Origin of the sequence: uncultured Bradyrhizobium sp. (assembly GCF_964252615.1) — a bacterium.
Taxonomy (GTDB): domain Bacteria; phylum Pseudomonadota; class Alphaproteobacteria; order Rhizobiales; family Xanthobacteraceae; genus Bradyrhizobium.
Genome location: NZ_CAXUNQ010000014.1, coordinates 21638 through 37265, shown reverse-complemented (window position 1 = coordinate 37265; position 15628 = coordinate 21638). Strand labels below are relative to the sequence as shown.

14 protein-coding genes and 1 other RNA gene are annotated in these 15628 nt (G+C 62.8%); 9 read left to right on the top strand and 6 right to left on the bottom strand.

Features of this window, described 5'->3' with window-relative positions; translation table 11 throughout:
- Window position 1: 1 nt before the first annotated feature.
- Window positions 2-418, bottom strand: a complete 417-nt coding sequence (locus ACFE72_RS10220; RefSeq protein ID WP_375412974.1) for an HIT domain-containing protein — start codon at window positions 416-418, stop codon at window positions 2-4.
- A gap of 192 nt (window positions 419-610) precedes the next feature.
- Here ACFE72_RS10220 and ffs point away from each other — a divergent pair.
- From ffs to ACFE72_RS10195, 5 genes are all read left to right on the top strand, one after another.
- Window positions 611-707: signal recognition particle sRNA small type (ffs, locus tag ACFE72_RS10215), an RNA gene on the top strand.
- Between the two features lie 159 nt (window positions 708-866).
- Window positions 867-2714, top strand: a complete 1848-nt coding sequence (locus ACFE72_RS10210; RefSeq protein ID WP_375412973.1) for a DNA polymerase III subunit gamma/tau — start codon at window positions 867-869, stop codon at window positions 2712-2714.
- 21 nt (window positions 2715-2735) lie between these two features.
- A complete protein-coding gene (locus ACFE72_RS10205; RefSeq protein WP_375412972.1) occupies window positions 2736-3056 on the top strand; it encodes a YbaB/EbfC family nucleoid-associated protein in 321 nt (106 codons plus the stop codon).
- Window position 3057: 1 nt separating this feature from the next.
- Complete coding sequence (recR, locus tag ACFE72_RS10200) at window positions 3058-3663, top strand: recombination mediator RecR (protein WP_375412971.1); 606 nt, start codon at window positions 3058-3060, stop codon at window positions 3661-3663.
- 20 nt (window positions 3664-3683) lie between these two features.
- On the top strand, window positions 3684-4115 hold the full coding sequence (locus tag ACFE72_RS10195) for a hypothetical protein (RefSeq protein ID WP_375412970.1): 432 nt from the start codon (window positions 3684-3686) through the stop codon (window positions 4113-4115).
- A 192-nt stretch (window positions 4116-4307) separates the two neighbouring features.
- Here ACFE72_RS10195 and ACFE72_RS10190 read toward each other — a convergent pair whose 3' ends face one another.
- Both ACFE72_RS10190 and ACFE72_RS10185 read right to left on the bottom strand, forming a co-directional pair.
- Window positions 4308-5669, bottom strand: coding sequence for an MFS transporter (locus ACFE72_RS10190; protein WP_375412969.1), 1362 nt, complete (start codon window positions 5667-5669; stop codon window positions 4308-4310).
- Window positions 5670-5857: 188 nt separating this feature from the next.
- A complete protein-coding gene (locus ACFE72_RS10185) occupies window positions 5858-6481 on the bottom strand; it encodes a glutathione S-transferase family protein (RefSeq protein WP_375412968.1) in 624 nt (207 codons plus the stop codon).
- 182 nt (window positions 6482-6663) lie between these two features.
- On the opposite strand from ACFE72_RS10185, the gene pyrE reads away from it, so the two are divergent.
- Window positions 6664-7227: an orotate phosphoribosyltransferase gene (gene pyrE / locus ACFE72_RS10180; protein WP_375412967.1), complete on the top strand. Its 564-nt coding sequence runs from the start codon at window positions 6664-6666 to the stop codon at window positions 7225-7227.
- A gap of 307 nt (window positions 7228-7534) precedes the next feature.
- Window positions 7535-8302 (top strand): DUF2865 domain-containing protein, encoded by a 768-nt coding sequence (locus ACFE72_RS10175; protein ID WP_375412966.1) that lies wholly within the window; start codon window positions 7535-7537, stop codon window positions 8300-8302.
- 40 nt (window positions 8303-8342) lie between these two features.
- Here ACFE72_RS10175 and ACFE72_RS10170 read toward each other — a convergent pair whose 3' ends face one another.
- Window positions 8343-8774 (bottom strand): hypothetical protein, encoded by a 432-nt coding sequence (locus ACFE72_RS10170; RefSeq protein ID WP_375412965.1) that lies wholly within the window; start codon window positions 8772-8774, stop codon window positions 8343-8345.
- A gap of 490 nt (window positions 8775-9264) precedes the next feature.
- On the opposite strand from ACFE72_RS10170, the gene ACFE72_RS10165 reads away from it, so the two are divergent.
- Both ACFE72_RS10165 and ACFE72_RS10160 read left to right on the top strand, forming a co-directional pair.
- Window positions 9265-11781 (top strand): glycogen/starch/alpha-glucan phosphorylase, encoded by a 2517-nt coding sequence (locus tag ACFE72_RS10165; RefSeq protein ID WP_375412964.1) that lies wholly within the window; start codon window positions 9265-9267, stop codon window positions 11779-11781.
- A gap of 176 nt (window positions 11782-11957) precedes the next feature.
- Entirely contained in the window at window positions 11958-12782 is an 825-nt protein-coding gene (locus ACFE72_RS10160; protein ID WP_375412963.1) for an acyl-CoA thioesterase, read from the top strand.
- Window positions 12783-12892: 110 nt separating this feature from the next.
- Here the strand turns inward: ACFE72_RS10160 and ACFE72_RS10155 are convergent, their stop codons facing one another.
- Together ACFE72_RS10155 and ACFE72_RS10150 are read right to left on the bottom strand one after the other, a co-directional pair.
- Window positions 12893-14509 (bottom strand): phosphoenolpyruvate carboxykinase, encoded by a 1617-nt coding sequence (locus ACFE72_RS10155; RefSeq protein ID WP_375412962.1) that lies wholly within the window; start codon window positions 14507-14509, stop codon window positions 12893-12895.
- A 181-nt stretch (window positions 14510-14690) separates the two neighbouring features.
- Complete coding sequence (locus tag ACFE72_RS10150) at window positions 14691-15431, bottom strand: HugZ family protein (protein ID WP_375412961.1); 741 nt, start codon at window positions 15429-15431, stop codon at window positions 14691-14693.
- Window positions 15432-15628: the final 197 nt, after the last annotated feature.

Below are 15628 nucleotides of genomic sequence, written 5' to 3'. Positions count from 1 at the left end.
ATCAACCAAGCCAGATCTTGCGGCGAAGCGCGGAGATGAACGTTTGGACTTCTTCGGCGTCGTGCGCGAGCGGCGGCATCACGCCCCAGACCGGTCGCGGCCAGGCAACGTCGCTCGAGCGGCGCGCGATGACATGCACGTGCAGTTGCGGCACCAGATTGCCGAGCGCTGCGATATTCAGCTTGTCGCATTTGGTGATGTCTTTAAGCGCGCGGCCGACGCGGCTGATCTCGGTCATCAACTGCGCCTGTGCGACCTCGTCGAGATCGATGATCTCGGTGACCTCCGGCCGCCGCGGCACCAGCAGCAGCCACGGGTAATGCGCGTCCTTGATGACCAGCACCCGGCACAGCGGCAGATCGCCGATGTCGATGGTGTCTTGCCCAAGCCGTGAATGCAGCGACCAGTCGGAGCGCATCTATCTTCCTTGTCGTGACCGGGCGGTCCCGGCCATCCGCGTCTTATTTCTGCCTGACCAAACAAGACGCGGATGCCCGGCACAAGGCCGGGTATGACGGCAACTAATGCCTTTTTGGGGTTTCCGCACAAGCCCCGCGAAGCCGTTTCGCCGCGCTTGCTTTCCGGCGCTTTTGGCCCCAAATAAAGACCGGGAGATTGGCGGTGGACGAGCCTCTCGCCAACCGGGTCAGGTCCGGAAGGAAGCAGCCCTAACGAGGTCCGGATCGGGTCGCTCGTCAGTCTCCTACCGATTTTTTCGAGCCAATCGCGCCAATGGGTGCGTTCCTTTTCGCGCTTGGTTCGCTTTTGCGCGTGTTCCGCAAAGCGGGACCCGATTTTGCGATCAGAATACCCGCAAGTTAAGTTCCGCAATCAGGCCTGAGAGACAAACAATTGCGGATCGATCGATGACCGACGATGGCATCCCCGTAGTTTCCCCAAACGATCACGACGCCTCACAGGGCGGCTTCGAGCTCGGCGCCGGGCGAAGTCCTCCCGCGAGTCCCGCCGCGCCTTACCGCGTGCTGGCGCGAAAATACCGTCCCGCCAGTTTCGACGACTTGATCGGCCAGGAAGCGGTGGTTCGTACCGTTTCGAATGCGTTCGAAACCGGGCGAATTCCGCAAGCGTGGATTCTGACCGGCGTGCGCGGAGTCGGCAAGACCACTACGGCGCGGATTTTGGCCCGCGCGCTGAATTACGAATTGCCGGACGATTCGATCAGGGCCCCGACCATCCAGATGCCGAAACTCGGCGTGCATTGCCAGGCGATCATGGAAAGCCGGCATATGGACGTGCTGGAAATGGACGCCGCCTCCCATACCGGCGTCGATGACGTGCGCCAGATCAACGACAGCGTGCGCTATGCGCCGGCCAGCGCGCGCTACAAGGTCTACATCATCGACGAAGTGCATATGCTCTCAACCGCGGCTTTCAACGCGTTTCTGAAGACGCTGGAAGAGCCGCCCGAGCACGCCAAGTTCGTGTTCGCCACCACCGAAATCCGGAAGGTTCCGGTTACGGTGCTGTCGCGCTGCCAGCGCTTCGATATGCGCCGGGTCGATGCCGACGTGCTGATGACGCATCTTGCCGACATCGCGCGCCAGGAACATGTCGATGCAGAGCCGGAGGCGCTCGGCATCATCGCGCGCGCGGCGGAAGGCTCGGTGCGCGATTCGCTGTCGCTGTTCGATCAGGCGATCGCGCATGCCGCAGGCTTGGTGCGCGCCGATGCGGTGCGGCAGATGCTTGGCCTTGCCGATCGCACCCGGGTGATCGACCTGTTCGAGCAGCTCACGCGGGGCGACATCGCCAGCGCGTTCAAGGAATTCCGCGAGCAATACGACACCGGCGCCGACCCCATCGTGGTGCTCAGTGATCTCGCCGAATTCGTCAATTTCGTCACCCGCGTCAAGATCGTGCCGGCGACAGCGGACAACGTCGCATTCGGCGAAACAGAGCGCCGGCGCGCCCGCGACTTCGCTGCGAAGCTGTCGATGCGGGTGCTGTCGCGGATGTGGCAGATGCTGCTCAAGGGCATCACCGAAGTTCAGGCCGCAACCCGGCCCGCCGCCGCGGCGGAAATGGTGCTGGTACGCATCGCGTATGTCGCCGACATGCCGACGCCCGACGAGGCGATCAGGATGCTCGAACAAAACGGCATCGCTTCGCCGGTGATCGGCAGCACCGCGCCGCGCAACGCGCCGGTTGGCCCGTCGTCCTCCATGCCGTCGTCGACGCCGCGTGCATCTTCCGCCCCCCGCGGCGCCGCCGAAGCCTCGGTTCGTCCGCACATCACCGAGCCTGCGGCGGAAGCACCCCCGCATCTTAAGCTCAACAGCCTTGCCGAACTGGTGGCGCTCGCCGCGGAGAAGCGCGACCTGATGACCAAAGCGGCGCTCGAGGCCGACATTCGACTGGTCCGCATCGAAGACGGCCGGCTCGAGGTCGCGCTGGAGCGGAGCGCGGCGCGGATGCTGGTCAACGATCTGTCGCGCAAACTGGAGCAATGGACCGGCCGGCGCTGGACCGTCATCGTCTCCAACGAAGCGGGACAGCCGACGCTGCGCTCGCAGGCACAGCTTAAGCAGTCCGAGCGGGAACGGTCGGCGGAATCCGATCCGCGGGTGAAGGAAGTCCTGGCACGCTTCCCCGGCGCGAAAGTCGTGGAGGTGCGAAAGCTTGCCCCCGAGCCGCCGGAATCCGATGCTAGCGGTGAAGACCCCGCCGAATCACCCGACAGCGACGATCGATGACACGCTCAAAAGGAACGAATCATGGCTGATTTTCTCGGGATGATGAAACAGGCCGCCCAGTTGCAATCCAAGATGCAGGCCATGCAGGAGGAACTCGATCACGTCGAGGTCGAGGGTATGTCGGGCGGCGGCCTCGTTACCGTGCGCATGACTGCGAAAATGGAAGTGAAGGCCGTCAAGATCGATCCGTCGCTGGTGAAGGCGGACGAGCGCGAGATCCTCGAGGATCTTCTGGTCACGGCACTTGGCGACGCGCGCCGCAAGGCCGAAGCTGCGATGCAGGAGAAGATGCAGGCGCTGACCGGCGGCCTGTCGTTGCCGCCGGGTTTGGGCCTCGGCTGACATGCCCGCTGCCGTTGCCGGCCCCGAAATAGAACGCCTGATCCAATTGCTGGCGCGGCTGCCCGGTCTCGGCCCGCGCTCGGCGCGGCGCGCCGCGCTGCATCTGATCAAGAAACGCGAGGCGCTGATGACGCCGTTGTCGAGCGCGCTGCAGGTGGCCATCGACAAGATCGAGGTCTGCAGGACCTGCGGCAATATCGACACCCAGAATCCGTGCACGGTGTGCACCGACCTGAGGCGCGATCCGGCCATTATCGTTGTGGTCGCCGATGTCGCCGATCTTTGGGCGCTGGAACGCGCGCATGCCGCAAATGGTTTCTATCATGTGCTCGGCGCCACCTTGTCGCCGCTCGACGGCGTCGGTCCGCAGGATCTCACGATCGACGCACTGGTGGCGCGCGCGCATGATCCGCGGGTGACGGAAATCATCCTGGCCCTGAACGCCACCGTCGATGGCCAGACCACCGCGCACTATATCACCGACCTGCTGCAAGACGCCGGCGTCAAGGTAACGCGGCTCGCGCACGGCGTGCCGGTCGGCGGCGAGCTCGACTATCTCGATGAAGGCACGCTGTCGGCGGCAATGCGGCAGCGAACGTTGTTTTGAAACGGGAAATGGGAAAACTTATGGCTGGAAGCGGCTTCGGTAAATGTTTTGCATTCGGCGTTCTGTCGATTGCGTTTGCAGGCGCAGTCGGCGCGCAGGCGCAGCAGGTCGAACCGCCTGCAAAGGCGGGCAAGCTGATCAATGCGGGCGAAATCCTGTCGGGACAACTGAACGCGATGCGGGTGCGCGGCGGCAACAAGGGCAAGCGCGTCAACACCTACCAACTGGTCACCGAGCCGCGGCGGCTGCCGCCGCCGGGAGGACTTTGCAACCTGGAAACCGGGCCGGAGACGTTCCAGATCGTCACCAGCAGCGATGCGCAGACCGCGCAGCTGAAGCGGTTTATCGGCAAGGAAATCTCGGTCAAAGTCGATGAGGTCTCGTGCGCGCAGGACGCCGGCGTGATGAGCGAGGCGGTGGTGACGAAATGGAGCGTGGTGACCAAGCATTGAAGTGCAACAATGACATGGTCGTCCCCGCGAAGGCGGGGACCCATACGCCGTGTCGCTGATGATGCGGAAGGCGTCAGTATTCTTGTTGGACTGCCGTGCAATTACCGTCACCGCCAGGGATTATGGGTCCCCGCCTTTGCGAGGACGACGCTGAGGATGTGGCACCGCTTCCGCAACTACGATCGCTGCGGACTACACCCGCACCGTCCCCAATCCCTCAAAATGCCCGCGGCGCTGCAGCCAGGCCAGCAGGATCAGGCTGGGCACCGCCACCACAACGCAGATCGCGAAGAACAGCGGCCAGCCTGTTGCCTTTGCCACATAGCCCGCGCCGGCCGAAAACACCGTGCGGCCGAGCGACGCAAACGCGGTCAGCAGCGCGTACTGAGTCGCGACATGGAGCGGGTTTTTGCAGAGCGAGGACAAGTAGGCCACGAAGATCACGGTGCCGATCGCGCTGGTAAAGTTCTCCACTGTAATGGCCAGTGCCAGGGCCCAATGGTTCATCCCCACAAACGCAAGCCAGGTGAACGACAGGTTTGCCGTTGCCTGAAGCACGCCGCCGATCCACAAACTCACCGGCAGTGAGTAGGCCCGCGCCAGAAATCCTCCGGCAAACCCACCGAGCAGCGTGGCTGCGAGCCCAACGCCCTTCACGATCTTGGCATAGTCGGTACGTTCAAAGCCAAGATCGAGCACAAACGCTTCGGTCATGACGCCGGAAAACGCATCGGTGAATTTATAGAGCACGACGAAAGCGAGCGAAGCGATCGCCATGTCGCGCGACAAAAGGTCTGAGAACGCGCCATACGCCGTCCGAAACACACGCGTGGCCGGATTGCTGGCGACGGTCGCGTCCTCCGCTTCGGCGCGTTCGGTCGGCGCGCGCGCCAGCAGCACCGCGATCATTCCGATCACAATCAGCGCCGCCATCGCGATGTAAGCGCCGGTCCATGCCGGACCCCGCGCAAGCCCGAATTCTTCAAGGCCGCTGACGATATAGAGGGCTCCCGCCGTGGAGACCAGATTACTGATACGGTAGGCGGCGACGTAAGACGCCATGCCGGCAGCCTGCTCGCTCTCGTCGAGACTTTCGATACGGAATGCATCGACTACGATATCCTGTGTCGCCGACGCGGTTGCCACCAACAGCGCGACACCGAATACGATGTACCAAGGCGTGAAAGCGGGGCTGCAGAGTCCGAGCAGCATAATCGCCGCGATGAGTGCGAGCTGAGACAGGATCAGCCAACCGCGCCGTCTCCCCAACCATGCCGAGAGGAGGGGAACGTCGAGCGCATCGACAAGCGGCGCCCAGATGAATTTGATGGTGTAAGGCAGGCCGACGAGGGCGAATAATCCGATGGTCTCCAGGTCGATGCCCGATTCGCGCATCCAGAACCGCAACGTGGACCCCGACAACGCCAGCGGCAGTCCGGACGAAAAGCCGAGCAGCAGCACGATCAGCACCCGGCGCTGCAGGTAAACGGCCCATCCTTCACGCCAGGAAGCACGAGGTTTTGGAACGATCGAGGCGTCGGGAGCGCTGGTCATGGCGCAGTGCTAGCAGATTCGCGGGTATCTCGTGCCCCGGACGCAGCGCAGCGCGCCGTTCTTCACGGCGTGGTGCGCTGCAGATCCGGGGCCCCGGTTTACTTGCTGCTCAAAGAAACCGGGGTCCCGATTCTGCGAAGCAGCGCTCCGCGAAGGGCTCCGCGCTGCAGCGCGTCCGCGACACGATCTCAATCCAGCTTTGCCTCCATGCCGCGCTTGACGGCGGGGCGCGCCATCAGCGCGTCGTACCAGCGTCCGACATGGGGGAAATCCGAAAACGACACCTTGTGGCGCTCGTGCCGCCACGCCCACCCGAGAATCGCAAAATCGGCGACCGACAGGGAGCCGGCGACGAACGCGTGATCCGCCAGACGCCGATCCAGCACGCCGTAAAGCCGCCGCGTCTCCGCCGAGTAGCGCTTCAGGCCGTAGGCGCGGTCCTGCTCGTTGGTCAGCGCGATGAAATGATGCACCTGACCGGGCATCGGCCCAAAACCACCCATCTGCCACATCAGCCATTCCAGCACCGGGATGCGCTCGATCAGCGGTTGGGGAAGGAATTTGCCGGTCTTCTCGCCCAGATACAGCAGGATCGCGCCGGATTCGAACACGCTGACGCGGCGGCCGCCGGGTCCATCGGGATCGACGATGGCCGGAATCTTGTTGTTGGGGCTGATGGCGAGAAAATCCGGCGCCATCTGCTCGCCCTTGGTGATATCGACTGGAAAAACCTTGTACGGCAGGCCCATCTCCTCCAGCGCGACGCTGATCTTGCGACCGTTCGGCGTGTTCCAGGTGTGCAGTTCGATCATGTTTGGTCATGCCCCCGCGAAAGCGGGGTATCCAGTACCCGGAACGTGTCGGCCTTACAACCGCCCTTTCCGCGGGTCATTCCGCAAAGGGGGGACGACAGGATGTTGATGGCGCGACATAAGCTCTGGAATGCGCAGGCGCAGGCCGATAGATTGCGATGGCCCACCACAAGAGAATTCATTTGTCCAGGTCAGCCTCCCGCGCCCGACTCGCCGAGATCATCCGCAAACGCTCGTTCGGGCGCGGCGAAATCACCCTGGCCTCGGGACGCAAAAGCGATTTTTACATCAACCTCAAGCCGACCATGCTCGACCCCGAGGGCGCGGCGTTGCTGGCGGAATTGACCTTCGACGCGTTGAAGGACGACCAGTTCGATTATGTCGGGGGCCTGGAGATGGGCGCGGTGCCGATCGCCGGCGCGATCGCGCAGCTTTCCTGGCTTAAGGGCCACCCGATCGCCGCGTTCTTCGTTCGCAAGAAGCCGAAGGAACACGGCGCCCGCCTCGCGGTCGAAGGATTGGCCAAAGGCGAGAGCCTGCAAGGCAAGCGCGTCGTGATCGTCGAGGATGTCACCACCACCGGCGGCTCGGCGATCAAGGCGGTCGATGCGGTGCGCGACGCCGGCGGCGAGATCGCGCTGGTGTTCACCATGGTGGACCGCGAAGAGGGCGCCACGGAAAATTTTGCGCAGGCCGGGCTGCCGTTCCGCTCGCTCTACAAGGCGCGCGAATTTTTGAAGGGATGACTCCCAAGCGTCATGCGCGGGCTCGACCCGCGTATCCATCCATTTTCGCAAGAGCGACTTCGAAGGAGATGGATTGCCGGATCAAGTCCAGCAATGACGGCAGAGATGTGTGAATTCAGCAGGGTCAAGCCCGGCAATGACCGAGTTCGTGATCGTATCTGCATTTCTTTTAGGCCACCGGGCGCGCGGTCATCGCTCGTTTACCATCCCGCCTTATGGTGAATCATGGATGAAGCGTCGACCGCTTCTTTCGGATCGTTGCGTCAGGGTGGAGTTCGCGTTGCGTAAAGAGTTGCGTTGTAAGCGCATGCGCCGCATGTTGCTCGTTGCCGCCGTGGTGCTTGCAGGACCGGTCGCGCTTATCCCGCGCGCGGCGTCCGCCGAAGGCCTGTTCGACTTCTTCTTTGCCCCGCAAAAGCAGCAGCAGCGCCAGCCATCCGGCCCGGCCAGTTTCTTTACCGATCCGTTCGGCCTCAACCAGCCCGCGCCTCCGCCGCGTCCGGTGGCCGTGGCCGGGGCGGGGCCCGCGTTCTGTGTGCGCAGTTGCGACGGCAAGTATTTCCCGCTGCTGGCGCGCGGCGCGATGAGCCCGGCGCAGATGTGCCAGGCGTTTTGTCCGGCAAGCGGCACCAAAGTTTTCTTCGGCAGCAGCATCGAGGCTGCGTCGTCCAGCAGCGGCGAACGCTACGCCGACAGTGAGAACGCCTTCGCCTACCGCAAGGCCCTGCGCGCGGACTGCACGTGCAACGGCCGGGACCCCGCCGGTCTTGCGCCTGTGGATCTTACGCTGGACACCTCGCTGCGCCCCGGCGACGTCATCGCCACGACCAGCGGACTGGTAGCCTATTCCGGCACCCGGCCGGGCGCCAACCCGGCCGCAGAATTCACGCCGGTCGCCTCCTACCCGGGCCTCACCGCCGACGTCCGTGCGCGGCTCGGCGAAATGAAGGTAGCGCCGGTGACGGCCGACATCGTCTCCAATGACGCGCCGCTCGCGGATGCGGGCCGCGACATGCCGGTGACGGTAGTGCCGAAAGCCTCCCCGCCAAGAGCAAAACGCGCGGAAGTGAATTGATCGTGGGCGTCATTCCCGCGCGCTTGCGCGGGAGAACCGGTCACCGGCTGACGATGACGCCGATCACGTTGGGCGCCAAGAGATATTTGTCCTCGATCGCCGCGCGCGCCGCCGCCCGGTTCTCTGGCGTAAGCAGACCGCGCTTCTCGGCCAGGATCATCCAGCAGTAGCCCCACCAGTCCGTCAGCATGCCGTTATCGTCGACCAGATCGTAGCCCTGGTTGGCTGCAAAAATCCGCGCCTGCGCTTCGTCGAGCGAATCGAGCCAGGCATGATCGGCCGTGGAGAACAGGTCGTCGCTGACATCGTCGGTCGTGTAGCCCCACACCGACAGGCAGACGGCGTTGAATTCGCGGTCGAACTGGTCGTCATCGACCGGCCGCCGGCGCGAAATGGCATGCAGGTAAGACAGCGACCGGGCGAAGTCCGCGATGCGCGTGAGTGCGAATTGATCGAAGGCGATGGTGGACATGTAGTCCTCACAAGCTTGAACAGACCATAGATATTGTGTCGGCAAGGCACCGAATCACTATGATATATCAAAGGCTTGCTAAAGTGTTCTTAATTTGTTCCAGTTTATGCGGTTTACCCGCCCCGGGAGAACGCCGGGGACCACGGGCTGAAGTCCTGCCGTCATGGCCGCAAGCCTCACCGGCAAGGCTAGCGCTGTGGCAAGGCTAGCGCTGTGGCAAGGCCGTCGCCACTCACATCGCACACAGCATCTTGTCGCCGCAGGTGTTTGCATAGAATGGTCAGTCTCATGGCACGCGCTCCTGCGAGCTGTCCCGGCCACGTCTTCGGATGCCGTCATAGCAGCAATCGACGCGAACCGCAGATGGTCGAAAGCGGCCCGCTCCTTGCATAAAAGCCACGCATTGCAGCGCACAACCGGGCTTAGGGCGGGTATCGATGCAAGCTTAATCCGCGTATGATTCCGTACGGCGCAACTCCGGGATCCCGATTTGCCAGATCAATCGCAGCCGACAAAATACCCTTCGCTCAACGCCCCGGTCGATGAACTGGCGCTGACGGATATCAAGAGCGCGATTCTCGCCAAGCTGACGCTTGCGATCGGCAAGGACGCGGCGATGGCGACGCGGCATGACTGGTACAAGGCGGCGGCGCTGGCGCTGCGCGACCGTATCGTGCACCGCTGGCTGATGAGCGAAAAGCAGAGCTACGACGCCGGCCGCAAGCGGGTCTATTATCTGTCGCTGGAATTTCTGATCGGCCGGCTGTTCACCGACGCGCTGAACAATATGGGACTGCTGCCGGTTTTCGATGCAGCGCTTGGCGATCTCGGGGTCGGGCTGTCGGAATTGCGCAAATGCGAGCCCGATGCCGCGCTGGGCAATGGCGGCCTCGGGCGCCTTGCGGCCTGCTTCATGGAGAGCATGGCGACACTCGCCATCCCCGCCATCGGCTATGGCATCCGCTACGATTTCGGCCTGTTCCGCCAGATCATCTCGCACGGCTGGCAGCAGGAATATCCCGACGAGTGGCTCGGCTTCGGCAACCCGTGGGAATTCCAGCGGCCGGAGGTGGTCTATCATGTCCACTTCGGCGGTAACGTCGAACGCGTGACCGATGCCAAGGGCCGCAACCGCAACACCTGGCACCCGGCGGAGACGGTGCAAGCGGTTGCCTACGACACCCCGATCGTCGGCTGGCGCGGCGCGCACGTCAACGCGCTGCGGCTGTGGTCGGCGCGCGCCCCCGATCCGCTCAAGCTCGACGTCTTCAACACCGGCGATTATCTCGGCGCCAGTGCCGAGCAGGCCCGCGCGGAATCGATCTGCAAGTTCCTGTATCCAAACGACGAGAGCGCCGCCGGGCGCGAGCTGCGGCTGCGCCAGGAATATTTCTTCGTTTCGGCGTCGTTGCAGGACCTGATCAAGCGGCACCTCGATTCTGAAGGCCAGTTGCGCGGGCTGGCGCAGAAGGCCGCGGTGCAGCTCAACGATACCCACCCCAGCCTCGCCGTCACCGAATTGATGCGTATTCTGGTCGACCTGCACAATTTCCGCTGGGACGAGGCATGGCAGATCACCACCGCCGTGCTGTCCTACACCAACCATACGCTGCTGCCCGAGGCGCTGGAAACCTGGCCGGTCGAACTGTTCGAGCGCGTGCTGCCGCGCCACCTCGACATCATCTACCGCATCAACGACGCTCACCTGGCGCTGGCGGACGCGCACTGTCCGGGCGACGTCGAATTCCGTGCTTCGGTGTCGCTGATCGACGAAAAATCCGGCCGCCGTGTACGCATGGGACAACTGGCATTCGTCGGCTCGCACCGCATCAACGGCGTGTCGGCGATGCATTCCGACCTGATGAAGGAAACCGTATTCCACGATCTCAATCATCTTTATCCCGGCCGCATCACCAACAAGACCAACGGCATCACCTTCCGACGCTGGCTGATGCTGGCCAACCCCAGGCTTACGGGACTGCTGCGCGAGGCCTGCGGCGAAGCCGTTCTCGACGATCCCTCGCAGCTTTCCGAGCTGGAACCCTTGGCCGGCGACAGCGCGTTCCAGCAGCGGTTCCGCGTCGTCAAGCATCAGAACAAGATCGCGCTGGCGCGGCTGATCGGCGAACGTCTGGGTGTGCAGATCGATCCAGGTGCGCTGTTCGACGTCCAGATCAAGCGCATCCACGAATATAAGCGGCAACTGCTCAACCTGCTTGAAACCGTCGCCCTTTACCACGCGATCAAGGACGAACCGCAACGCGACTGGGTACCGCGGGTAAAAATCTTCGCCGGCAAGGCGGCGGCGAGCTATCGCTACGCCAAGCTAATCATAAAGCTGATCAACGACGTTGCGGAAGTGATCAACAACGACCCCGCAATCGGCGGCAGGCTCAAGGTCGCATTCCTTGCGGATTACAATGTCAGCCTTGCTGAAATCATCATTCCCGCCGCCGATCTCTCCGAACAGATTTCGACCGCGGGCATGGAAGCCTCCGGTACCGGCAACATGAAGCTGGCGCTCAACGGCGCGCTGACCATCGGCACGCTGGACGGCGCCAATCTCGAAATCCGCGATCATGTCGGCGCCGATAATATCGCGATCTTCGGCATGGAGGCGCTGGAAGTGGTGGTGCGGCGCAAGCAGGGGCTGGACGCCACCGACGTCATTACGCGATCGCCGCACCTGTCGCGCGCGATCGCCGCGATCGCGAGCGGCGCGTTCTCGCCCGACGATCCCTACCGGTTCGAATCGGTCGCGCACGCGCTGCGCTATCTCGATCACTACATGGTCAGCGCGGATTTCGACGCCTATTTCGATGCCCAGCGCGGCATCGACGCGCGCTGGCAGGTGGTTCCGGCATGGACGCGGGCCAGCATTCTCAACGTCGCGCGGATGCCATGGTTCTCGTCGGACCGCACCATCCGCGAATACGCGGAGGATATCTGGGGCGTTCCGGTGCAAACCGTGGCGCAGCTTTCGACGATGCGGCAGGCGAAGGGTTAGACGTCCTCGGCGCCCGTTTGATTAGCGCACCTAAATTTGCAATCGTCATTCCGGGGCGCGCGAAGCGCGAGCCCGGAATCCATAACCACGACGGAGTGTATGGATTCCGGGCCTGCGCCAGAAGGCGCATCCCGCAACGACAACAGATCAAGCCTCGCCAAACCATACGGAAACGAATGCTTACCAAGGCACCGCATCTGTTCGACGACGCGACATCCGTCGCCGCTGGCGACAGCCGATGGACCGGCGCGACCAGCGACGATTACTGGGCCTTCGTCGGCCCGTTCGGCGGCGTCACCGCGGCAACGATGTTGCGGGCGATCCTGGAGCATCCGCAACGCGCCGGCGATCCGCTGTCGCTCACCGTCAATTTCTGCGCGCTGATCGCGCAAGGGCCGTTCGATCTCGACGTCCGCCTGATCAAGGCCAACCGTTCCACCCAGCACTGGTCCGTCGAACTCACGCAGGGAGGCGACGACGTCGCGACCTTTGCGACCGCGGTGTTCGCGGTACGTCGTCCGTCATGGTCGTATCAGCCAGCGCAACATTTGCCAGCCACACCGTTCGGGCAAACGCGGCCCTATCCAAAAAGCGGCCTCGGAATGTCGTGGGTGAAGCAATACGATTTCCGCTTTGTCGAAGGCGAACCGCAGTTCGGCGGATCGCCTCATCTCACGCCTGCCAGCGCATTCTCCAGATTATGGATCGGCGACACCAAACCGCGTCCGGTCGACGTCCTTTCGCTGATGTCGATGTCGGACGCGTTCTTCGGCCGCATCTTTCATGTCCGGAACGAATTCGTGCCGTTCGGCACCGTATCGCTGACCACCTATTTCCACACCGACGCGGACGACCTCGCCGCCGAGGATATCAGCCACGTTCTCGCCGTCGCCGACGCCAGGATCTTTCACAAGCGTTACGGCGATCAGAACGGCGAACTATGGTCGCCGAACGGCCGCCTGCTCGCGACCACGACACAGATCGCGTATTTCAAGGCTTAGTGTTTCGTCATTCCGGGATGCGCCCTTGGCGCAGGCCCGGAATCCATAAACTCCGATGGTGGTTATGGATTCCGGGCTCGCGCTTCGCGCGCCCCGGAATGACGAAGTTATTACTCCGCCGCCAGCTTCATGTCCGGCGCGGCGGCGCGGACGTCGGCATCGACGTCCTTTTCGAACTTGGCGAAATTCTTAGCAAACATGCCGACCAGCGCGCGGGCGGTCTTGTCGAACTCGGCCTTGTCGGCCCAGGTCTTGACCGGATCGAGAATGTGCGGCTCGACACCGGGCAGCGAGGTCGGCACCGCGAAGCCGAAATACTTGTCGGTGCGGAAATCGGCTGATCGCAGCGAGCCGTTCAGCGCCGCGGTCAACAGCGCGCGCGTCACCTTGATCGGCATGCGCCGCCCGGTGCCGTATTTGCCGCCGGTCCAGCCGGTGTTGACCAGCCAGCAATCGACCTCGTGCCTGGCGATCAAGTCGCGCAGCAGGTTGCCGTACACGGACGGATTGCGTGGCAGGAATGGCGAACCGAAGCAGGTGGAGAACTCCGGCTCCGGATCATTGCCGAGGCCGCGCTCGGTGCCCGCGACCTTGGCGGTGTAGCCGGAGAGGAAGTGGTACATCGCCTGCGCCGGCGTCAGTTTGGCGATCGGCGGCATCACGCCGAAGGCGTCGGCGGCGAGCATGACCAGATTCTTCGGATGACCGGCCCGGCCGGTCCTGGAAGCGTTCGGAATGAAGTCGAGCGGATAGGCGGAGCGGGTGTTTTCGGTCTTCGAGCCGTCGTCGAAATCCGGCGCGCGGGTGTGCCCGTCAAGCACCACGTTTTCCAGCACCGCGCCAAAACGTTTGCTCGCGGCATAGATCTCGGGCTCGGCTTCTTGCGACAGCTTGATGCATTTGGCGTAGCAGCCGCCTTCGAAATTAAAGATGCCGTCCTTGCCCCAGCCGTGTTCGTCGTCGCCGATCAGCGTCCGTTTCGGGTCGGCGGACAGCGTGGTTTTGCCGGTGCCGGAGAGGCCAAAGAAGATCGCAGCATCGCCGCCGGGCCCGACATTGGCCGAGCAATGCATCGGCATCACGCCCTTTTCCGGCAGATAGTAGTTCAGCGTCGTGAACACGCTCTTCTTCATCTCGCCGGCATAATAGGAACCGCCGATCAATACGATCTTGCGGGCGAAATCGATCGCGACCACGTTCTCCGAGCGCACGCCATGGCGTTTCGGATCGGCCTTGAAGCTCGGCAGGTCGATAATCGTCAGTTCGGGCACGAAGCTTGAAAGCTCCGACACTTCGGGACGAATCAGCAGCGTGCGAATGAACAGCGAATGCCAGGCGAGTTCGGTGTATACCCGGGTCTTGATGCGCAGGGTGGGATCGGCCCCGCCATAGAGGTCCTGCGCGAACAGCGTCATGTCCGCGGTATGGTTGAGAAAATCCTGATAGAGCGCCTCGAACTGTTCCGGGGTGATCGACTGATTGCCGTCCCACCACATGTTCTTGTCGGTGGTCGCATCGCGAACGGTGAACTTGTCCTTGGGGCTGCGGCCGGTGAAGTCGCCGGTATCGGCACACAGCGCGCCATCCGCCGACAATACGGCTTCGCCGGCGCGCAGCGCGTGCTCGTACAGCTGCGGCGCGCCAAAATTCCAGTTAACGGCCTTGAGATTTTTTAAGCCGAATTTGTCGGCGCCAAAAGCACCGTTGTATATGCCCGTCTCTTGCACGGAAGCTTCCTCCTCGAACCCGCGGTTCTTTACGCGCGATTGCCGCAAAACGCGCCTTATGTCGCGGTAACCATCAATGTAGCCTTCCGGCCCCAGCCCGGTGACCTAATACTGATGAACGTCGGGCTTGCCAAGCCGATCCTCGGAAAATTGGTTTATTCAAAGAGGGTGTCGATCCGGCTCAATCGCCTGCTGCGGCGCGGGCTTGCACGGCAAGTTCTTTCAACACCTTCTGCAGTGCGGCAGGGGTGACAATCCGCCGCGGGAAATCCAGCCGCAACGTTTTGAGGCCGGCCTGCATGTCCATGCCATCCGGGTCGCAACCGGTGCAACGCCAGCCCGATTGTTCAGCACCGAGCAGCCTGGCGGCGTAGAGATTCATGGTCTCGCGGTGATCGGCATTCATGTGTTCGACGGCGCCTTGCTCGGCCCGAAGCAGCGCGTCCGCACTCGATACGTCGGTCAGAAACTGCTCGGGCGCGAGATCAACGATCCGCCCGAAACCGCCAACCAGATGCGCGGTCGTGGGGCGAATCGAGAAGAACGAAAAATCCTTAAAATTTACAAAGACTTCGGCCGAAGGATGGGCGTTGAGGTAGCGCCGGCGCATTACCTCTTTGCCGGCCTCATCGGCCTGTTCGGCCCGCCCCGCCAGCATGATCCGCGCGCCCTCCAGCGGATCGCCCTCGGCCCCCTCATCCAGCATCAGCGAAACCCTGGGATCGCTCAGGATATTCAAGGTATGCAGCGCGAGACGCGAAATCAGCAGGATTGGCGAGCCGTCGCAATGGCTTGCGATATTGACCAGCGAGCAATAAGGCTCGCCGCTGCCGCGCATCAGGGTCGCCATGGCACCGTGCCGACTGCGACGCAGCAGCGAGCGGGCCAGTTTCGGGGCACTGAAATCGGCGGTTTCCGGCATCGGTTAAATCCAGCATCTCGTTGCAAAAAGGGCCTTATTTGGGCTAAAGCGGTGCCTATATGGGTTGGAACGCGCGAACCATTCATGCGTTGTGCGGGAACTCGGTCACACTTCAGCCCAGCTTGCATTGCTCGTTGATCGAGTTCGAAGCCCACTTATACGGCACGTTACTGGATTGCCGTCGCTCCAAGCATTTT